Raw genomic sequence first — 8,356 nt, forward strand, 5'->3', positions numbered from 1 at the left:
CGCCTCGGCGATCGGCGCGCTGCGCACGCTGGCGAGGTAGATCCGGCCGCCGTCGCGCACTACCCGCAGCGCCCCGCGCAGGACGTGCTCCAGCGCGGGCAGGCCGGGGAAGTAGGACACGAGGTTGTTCAGGACGACGGTGTCGAACGCGTCGTCGTCGAGGCCGGTGAAGTCGCCGGGGCCGCGTTCGAGCAGCCGGACCGACTCGGCCTTGGTGGCGAGCCAGTCCTGGTGCTGGCGGATCCGGTTGAGGGCGCGGGCCGACAGGTCGGTGCCGACGTAGGCGCCGTCGCAGCGGGCGGCGAGCTTGAACAGCAGCGTGCCGGTGCGGCAGCCGATCTCCAGCACGTCGCGCGGACGCAGGCTCAGGACGCGCCGGAAGTTCGCCTCGGCCCACTCGTTCATCTCGCCGGAGGAGACGAACTCGCCGGTGGCCGGGCTGGTCCAGCCGCCGAGGTTCAGCGCCGGGTCGGCCTCGGCGGCGCGGTCGCCGTAGGACGCCTCGAACGCCTCGGCCCAGCGGTCCGGGCCGTCGCCGGGCCCCCCGCCGTCGCGCAGCGACACGTAGGCGACCAGGCCGCCATCGGGCTCTGGGTGGGGCAGGACCGAGGCGCGGCCGACGTCGGCGTGGCCTTCGAGGCTGCCGGCCAGCTCGGCGGTCTCGACGTGGTGGCCCCTGATCATCAGGGCGTCCTCGACCGGGCCGAGCAGTTCCAGGCCGCCGTCGGCGAGCCAGCGGGCGCGCAGGCCGGTGCGGTACAGGCGGGCGCCGGGCGCGTCCGGGTCGGGCGCGAACACGGAATCGGTGCAGACCGGGCGGCCAAGGAAGCCTCGCGGCTCGTACGGCAGGCCCAGGCACAGCTCGCCGGGCACTCCGATCGGGACGAGTTCGCCTCGGGCGTCCAGGACGATCCGGCGCGCGCCGCATCCGTCGGCGGTGACGACGTCGGCGGCGGCCTCGGCCGGGCCGCTCAGCACCGCCACCTCGGCGCCCGGCAGCAGGCGGGCGGCCTCGGCGAGCAGCGCGGGCCACGGCTCCTCGGCGTCCAGGACGATCCGGCGCAGCGTCGTGCGCAGGCCCAGGACGGCGGGGTCGGCCAGCAGCCGCTCCAGGCCTGACGGGGTGGTGCGCAGCGTGCCGACCGCGGCGGGCACTCCGTCCGCGACGGAGGGTGTCGCGCCGACGACGAGCGTCGCACCGCAGGTGAGCGGCCAGAGCAGGTCCCACGGCGAGGCGTCCAGCGGAGCCTGTGCGCGCGGCAGGACGCCCTCGCCCGGCTCCAGCGGGAACCGTTCGCCCATCCAGGCGAGCCGGTGCGCGACCGCGGCGTGGGTGGAGCCGCACCCGGCCGGGGTGCCGGAGATCCGGCGGGCGTAGCTGACGACCGCGAGGTCGCCGGGCCCGGCCACCGGCTCCGGGCGCGTCGCCGGGTAGCCGTCGATGCGCTCGCCGACGGTGTCGAGCGCGAGCATCCGGATCGAGGCGTCGGCCTCGGACAGCTTCAGCGCCGGGTCCAGGAGCGTGTCCCCGTCGGTGAGGACCAGCTTCGCGCCGGTGTCGGCGAGCACCGCCCGCACGTCGGCGCCCCGGTGCGCGGGGTCCACCGGGACGGCCGCGCCGCCGGCCTTGAGCACGGCGAGCAGCGCGACGAGGCGGTCCGCCGAAGGCGGCAGGACGACCGGGACCAGCCGGTCGGGTCCGACCCCGAGGTGCCGCAGCCAGTGCGCGAGCCGGCTGGCGCGCTCGTCCAGCTCGCGGTACGTCCAGCGCTCGGTCCCGGCCAGGACGGCGGTCGCGTCGGGCGTGGCGTCGGCCCGGCGCTCGACCATCGCGTGCACCGTGGTCGGCTCGGCCGCGCGCGGCGCGCCCGCGAGCGGGCCGGTGACGGCGGCGCGCTCGGCGTCGCCGAGCAGCGGCATCCGCCATACGACGCCGTCGGGGTCGGCGACCGCTCCGGCCACGACGGCGGTGAGCCGGTCGAGCATCCGGGTGACGACGTCCTCGCGGTACAGGTCGGTGGAGTAGTAGACCATGCCGGTGATCGCGCCGTCGTCCTCGATCGTGAGGTCGACCTCCAGGTCGAACCGGGCGGTGTTGGTGCTGAGCGTCTCGACCTCGAAGCTGACGCCGGGCAGCTCGATCCGGTGCCGCGGCTCGTTGTGCAGGCCGAGCTGGTGGCGGACGAGCGGCGCGTGCGACATCGCGTCGCGCTCGGGGTTGACCTCCTCGACGATCTTCTCGAACGGCACGTCCTGGTGGTCGTAGGCGTCCAGGCAGACGTCGCGGGCCTGGCGCAGCAGGTCGCGGTAGGTGGGGTCGCCCCGCAGGTCCAGGCGCAGCGGGAGCTCGTTGAGGAAGCAGCCGATGAGCGGCGCGACCTCGTCGCGGGTGCGGCCGGCGATCGGGCAGCCGATGATGATGTCCTCCTGGCCGCTCCAGCGGGCGAGGACGACGGAGTAGGCGGCGACGAGCGCCATGTAGGGGGTGGCGCGCTCGGCCTCGGCGAGCCGGATCAGCCCGGAGACGAGCTCGGCCGGCATCCGGTAGCGGATCGTGCCGCCGTCCCAGGTGAGGACGGTCGGGCGCGGCAGGCCGGTGGCGGCGTCCACGAGCCGGGTCTCGGCGAGCCTGTCCTTCCAGTGGTCCAGGTCGCGGTCCATCCGCTCGGGCGTCAGGTGGCGGCGCTGCCAGGCCGCGAAGTCGCCGTACTGGACGGCCAGGGGCTCCAGCGGCGACGGCAGTCCCGCCGAGAAGGCGCCGTACAGCTCGGCGACCTCGCGGATCAGCACGTTGAGGGACCAGCCGTCGGTCGCCACGTGGTGCTGGCACAGGATCATCAGGTGCTCGTCGTCGGCCAGGCGCAGCAGCACCGGGCGGAGCATCGGGTCCTGCTCCAGGTCGAACGGCCGGGAGGTCTCGCGGGCGCAGTGCTCGGCGACCGCCGCCTCCTGCTCGGCGCCCTCCAGGCCGCGCAGGTCGACCACCGGGAGCGCGAGGTCGGGCACCGGGTTGACGCGCTGGACGCCGCCCTTGCCGTCGGGGCCCACGTGGTAGGTGGTCCGCAGCACCTCGTGCCGGTCGACGATCTCGACCAGGCAGCGGCGCATGGTCTCCACGTCCAGGTCGCCGCGCAGGCGGGCCGCGCCGGCGACGTTGTACATCGTCTCCTCGGGCAGCATCCGGTTGAGGTACCAGATGCGCTGCTGGGCGAACGAGAGCGGCAGGTCGGAGCCGGCGGCGGAGCGGGTGATGCGGGCTTCGCCGCGGCCGATCCCTTGCCGGTCGAGCATGCGGTCGAGCAGTTCTCGCTGCTCGGCGGACAGCGGTCGCATCGCGTCATACCTCCAGGGGGGCGGTCGTGCTCAACAGGTGCCTGAGGTCGTGCTTGAGCCGGGACAGGACGATCGGCTCGGACTCCCGGGTGAAGAAGTGGCCGCCCGGGAAGACCTGGACGCGGTGGTCGCCGCCGGACTCGGCGGCCCAGCGCGCGGCCTTGGCGGGGTCGATCGTCGGGTCGGTCGCGCCCAGGTAGACCCGGACGGGGCAGCCGAGCGGCTCCTCGGCGGTGTGGCGGCGGGCCCGCAGCATGCCGAGGTCGGCCCGGATGACCGGGCGCAGCATGTCCAGGAACGTCTCGTTCTCCAGGATCGCGGCGGGTGTGCCGCCGGTCGCGGTGAGGAACCGGGTGATGCCCTCGTCGGTCATCCGGCCGGTGTAGTCGCGGGTGTGCAGGACGTCCGGGGCCTCGCAGGCGGCGGCGACGAACCCAGCCGGGCGCCAGGCGCGGCGCCGGCGGAGCGCGCGGCACAGTTCGAAGCCGACGACCGCGCCCATGCTGTGCCCGAAGACCACCAGCGGCCGGTCGAGCAGTTCCTCGACCTCGTCGTGCAGGCCGCCGTCCACGAGCTCGGCGAGGCCGGTCAGCGGGTCCTCGCCGAGGCGGGAACCGTGGCCGGGCAACTCCACCGCGACGACGCCGATCTCGGCGGGCAGCCGCTCGGGCCACCGCCGGTAGAGGTGGGCGCCTCCGCCGGCGGGCGGCAGGCACAGCAGGCGCGCCGCCGGGTCCTCGTCGCGCGACCAGTTCCGCAGCCAGACCATCTTTCGTCTCCTCCGTTCGGTGCCTCCGCGCGGCCCGAGGCCGCGGGGTCGATCCGGGTCGGGGCCCGCCCGGCCGGGCGGGCGGCCGGTCAGGGTGTCAGCGTGAGGGTGGACTCGCCGTCCTTCTCGACCGCCGGGCGGGTGAACGGCCAGCCGGCCGTCTCGCCCGCCGCCCACGGCGCGGTCTGGTCGGTGTACTGCGGGTGGGTCGCGTGGCCGGAGACTCCGGCGGAGTTGATCCAGCCGGAGGCGTCCCAGTCGGCGGTGTCGACGACCATCCGCATGGACGGGATCCAGTCGACGGCGTAGCCCTCCGGCGCGTACCAGCTGTTGGCGTTGACCGCGGAGTTGCCGCCGGGCAGCTCGTGCGGGCCGCTGTTCAGCAGCCACTGGACGGGGGCGGGCCCGCCCTTGCCGAGGGTGCTCTCCTTGAGCGTCAGGTGGTGGATCGCGCCCCAGCGCCAGTCGGCCGGGTCGTCGCCGAGCAGGTCGGTGAGCTCGGCCGCGGCCTCGTCGAGCGCGGCGCGCAGGACGTCGTCGCGATCCTTGGGCTTCCCGCCGTCGCTCCAGAACGGGTCGTCCGGCTCGGTGAGCAGGCCGCGGACCACCTCCAGCCAGCGGCCTCCGCCGTCCGGCTCGGCGTTGGCCTCGGTGCGCGACAGGTCGTCGGTGAAGGTGAGCCGCACCAGGGCCCGCCAGACGGCGTTGAAGTAGGCGGCCGGCGCGGAGTCCACCGGCTGGCCGTAGTCCCAGTCCTCCAGCAGCCGCCACGCCTCGGCGGCGCCCGGTCCGGGCTCGACGTCGAGCAGGTAGGGCACGAGCGCGGCGGCGAACGGGCTGCGGGTGTCGCGCTGGATCTCGCGCATCCCCTCGGCGTCCAGCTCGCCGGCGGCCTCGATGAGGGTGGCGATGCGCTCGCTGCGGTGGCCGTCCGGCCAGTCCTTGGTGATCAGGTGCTCGTAGCCGGGCCCCGCGGCGGCGTTGTTGGCGGTCACGATGTAGCCCGACGGCGGGTCGAACGCCTTCGGCAGCTCGTCGTAGGGAACCGTGCCGGTCCACTCGTGGGCTCCGGTCCAGCCGGGCACCGGGTAGGTGCCGTCGCCCTTGCTCCGGACCGGGATCTCGCCGATCGCCTGGTAGCCGATATGGCCCTTGGTGTCGGCGTAGACGACGTTCTGGGCCGGGGCGCCGAAGCCGCGCAGCGCCTCGCGGAAGGACTTCCAGTCCGTCGCGCGGTTGACGGCGAACACCGAGTCGACGGTGGCGGTCGGCTTGAGCGCGGTCCAGCGGAGCGCGACCTCGTGGCCGCCCGCCTCGCCGGTTTCGGGGGTGCTGCCCCGCGCGCCGAGGACGCCGAGCTCCTCGATCAGGCCGGACAGCAGCGGGCCGTGCCGGGTCGCGCGGACCTCGAACGTCACCGGGTCGCCGCCCGCGACCTCGATGGTCTCGGTCCTGGTCTCCAGCGGCAGCCGCTCGCCCTTGTAGGCGTAGGTGGAGCCGTCGACCTTCTCCAGGACGAGGTCGGTGACGTCCGCGCCGAGGTTCGTCAGGCCCCAGGCGATCTTGTCATTGTGGCCGATGAAGACCGCCGGCATCCCGGCGAAGCCGAACCCGGTCACGTCGTAGGGGCAGTCCGGGCCGACGTCCGCGCAGTGCAGGCCGGCCTGGTACCAGATGCTCGGCAGCTGCGGGCCGAGGTGCGGGTCGTTGGCGAGCAGCGGCTTGCCGGTCGTGGTGCGCGATCCGGCCACGACCCAGGAGTTGGAGCCGATGCCGGGGCCGCTCGGGCCGAGCAGCCGGTCGATCCGCCCGGCGACGTCGCCGATCGTGCGGATCCGGGCCGACTGCGTCGCCGGGGGCTCATCGACGGGCTCCACCGCCTTTTCCGCGCCGTCGTCGGCGACGATCGGGCGCTGGGTGGCGAAGTCGTAACCTGGGTAGAGCCGCGCGACCCGCTCCGCGGGCAGGCCCGCGGCGAGCAGCGAGCGCTGCATCTCCTCGTCCATGTTGCCGCGCAGGCTCCACGACATGGCCTTCAGCCATGCGACGGAGTCGGCCGGCTGCCACGGCTCCGGCTCGTACCCGCCGTTGACCAGGCCGAGGATCGCGTACTCGGCGCTCAGGCCGGAGCCGCTTCCGCGCTCCTCGAGGTAGGCGTTGACGCCGTCGGCGTAGGACTGGAGGTGGGCGCGGGTCTCCGGCGGCAGGAGCGCGACCTCGGCCTCGGCCACGCGCCGCCAGCCGAGCGCCCGGACCACCTTGTCGGTCTCGACCTCCGACGGGCCGAACAGCTCCGACACCCGGCCCGCCGTGATGTGCCGCTGGACGTCCATCTGCCAGAACCGGTCCTGGGCGTGGACGTAGCCCTGCGCGAGGAACAGGTCGGCCGGGGTCCCGGCGTAGATCTGCGGGACTCCGAACCGGTCCCGCACGATCTTCACCTCGCCCTGGAGGCCGTTGATCCGGACCTCGCCCGACGTCTCCGGGAAGGACTCGCGGACCGTCCAGACGCCGTACCCGGCTCCGGCCGCGACCAGCGCGAGCAGCAGCGCGAGCAGGCCGCCGAGGATCCTGCGGCCGCGGCGGCGGCGCCGGGGCCTCGCGGCGGGCTCCTTGACGTCCGGCACCGTCGCGGTCACCGGGAGGGCGGACACCGTCGCGGCGTCCACGGCGGGCTCCTCGACCTCCAGCGGCATTCCGGTCACCGGAAGGGCGGGCGTCGTCGCGGCGTCCACGGCGGCGCGCGTGATGTGACGCAGCCCGATCGCCAGGGCCAGCGTCGCGGCGGCGGCGCTGATGAGGAACGGGGCGCGCAGGCCGAACAGCTCTCCGGTGATACCGGCGAGCAGCGCGCCGAGCGGTCCCATGCCGACCGCGACGATCCGGTACGAGGAGTTGACGCGGCCGAGCAGCTCCTCGGGCACCAGCACGTGCCGGAGCGAGACCGCGATGACGTTGCTGATCCCGACCGTCGCGCCGACGACCGTCAGCGCGACCGTGGCGACCGCGGCGCTGGAGGTCAGCGCGGCGATGACGAAGGCGGCCGGGGCCGCCAGCAGCGCGATCCGCAGCGCGCCCGCCCGGCCGAACCGGTCCGACAGCACCGGGGTGAGGAGCGAGCCGATGACCGCGCCCAGCGCGATGACCGCGAGCAGAACGATGTAGGTCGTCCGGCCGACGCCCAGGACCTCGAAGGCGTACAGGACCGCGACCGAGATCGCCGCGAACACCGCCATCGTGATGAGGCCGACCACCAGGCACAGCGAGCGCAGCAGCCTGTTCCCCCACAGCCAGCGCAGGCCCTCGCGCACGTCGGCGAGGACGCTGCGCGCGGTGAGGCGGGTCTGCGGCCTGACCACCGCCGGACGCGGCACCGCCAGGCCGAACACCAGGAAGCCCGCGACGGCGAACGAGAGCGCGTCCAGGAAGAACGGCAGGCCGTGCGGCAGCGCGAACAGCAGCGCGCCGACCGGTGGCCCCAGCAGGTCGATCGTGGCGTTCTGCGCGCCCTGGATCCGGCTGTTGGCCTTGTCGATGAGGTGCGGCGGCACCATCTGCGGGATGATCGCGGTCGCGGCGTTGTCGCGCAGCGTCGCGACCGCGCCGATGAGGAAGTTGAAGACGACCAGCGCGGCGATCGTGGCCGCGCCGGTCGCGACGAGCACCGCGAACACCAGGGCGGCCGCGGCGGCGACGGCGTCGCAGGCCCACATCATCTTGCGCCGGTCCGGCCAGCGGTCGGTGAGCACGCCGCTGAACGGGCCGACGAGGACGAACGGCAGGCCGCCGGCGAACCAGACCGCGGCGACGGCGCCCGGCGTGTAGTTCAGGGACGCCGCCAGCAGCGGCAGCGCCCCCAGCCGGACGCCCTCGCCGAGCCCCGAGGCGAGGTCTGCGCTCCACATCCGCCAGAACGGCCGGCCGAGGTCGCGGCGCTCCTCGGCCCGCACCCCGCCCTCGGCGTCCCTGGTCTCTATCGCGGTCATGACGTACCCCTCTGGCTGGCTTCACGGCCGGTCGACCTCGAACATCGCACGGGCCGGTGAGCCGGGGGCCGCCGTTGTCAGGGGGGTGCCTGACAGGGGATCCCCATCATCCGAGCGGCAGCCAGCGCACGCCCAGGCGGTGCGCGGCCTCGGCCTCCTCAGGGGTGAGCGGGGCGCGCCCGGACGCCTTGGCCAGCAGGACCGGCGGATCCCAGCCGAGCTCGGCGGCCCGCTCCGCGCCGCCGGCGAGCAGCACCTCCGCGGTGAC

General features: G+C 74.7%; 3 protein-coding genes. All 3 read right to left on the reverse strand.

The window, feature by feature from the left end; genetic code table 11:
* Positions 1-3,333 (reverse strand): condensation domain-containing protein (locus ABD327_RS31900; RefSeq protein WP_344456188.1); only part of this gene is annotated, 3,333 nt, incomplete at its 3' end.
* Positions 3,334-3,337: 4 nt separating this feature from the next.
* Positions 3,338-4,102, reverse strand: a complete 765-nt coding sequence (locus tag ABD327_RS31905; protein WP_344456190.1) for a thioesterase II family protein — start codon at positions 4,100-4,102, stop codon at positions 3,338-3,340.
* A gap of 89 nt (positions 4,103-4,191) precedes the next feature.
* Positions 4,192-8,088, reverse strand: a complete 3,897-nt coding sequence (locus ABD327_RS31910) for an MFS transporter (protein ID WP_344456192.1) — start codon at positions 8,086-8,088, stop codon at positions 4,192-4,194.
* Positions 8,089-8,356 lie beyond the last annotated feature (268 nt).

This window comes from Actinocorallia aurantiaca, from assembly GCF_039533685.1.
Classification (GTDB): domain Bacteria; phylum Actinomycetota; class Actinomycetes; order Streptosporangiales; family Streptosporangiaceae; genus Actinocorallia; species Actinocorallia aurantiaca.